Below are 209 nucleotides of genomic sequence, written 5' to 3' on the forward strand. Positions count from 1 at the left end.
TCACCGTGGCCCGATCGGCCGGGGTGTAGATCGGTGGGCGACCCGAACGTGGTGCGTCGGCCAGACCGTCGATGCCTGTGTCGTGGAACCGGGCCCGCCACTTGCGGGCGGTGTCCACGCAGATGCCGAGCTCGTCGGCGATCGCCGCGTTCGACGCGCCGTCGGCAGCCAGCAACACGATCAATGCCCGCAGCACCAGCTTTTGCGGG

At 69.9% G+C, this 209-nt stretch carries 1 protein-coding gene; it reads right to left on the reverse strand.

Going from position 1 to position 209, the window contains the following annotated elements:
- Positions 1 to 209 (reverse strand): helix-turn-helix domain-containing protein (locus FPZ47_RS28200; RefSeq protein ID WP_145039870.1); only part of this gene is annotated, 209 nt, incomplete at both ends.

Source organism: Mycobacterium helveticum (assembly GCF_007714205.1).
Lineage (GTDB): Bacteria > Actinomycetota > Actinomycetes > Mycobacteriales > Mycobacteriaceae > Mycobacterium > Mycobacterium helveticum.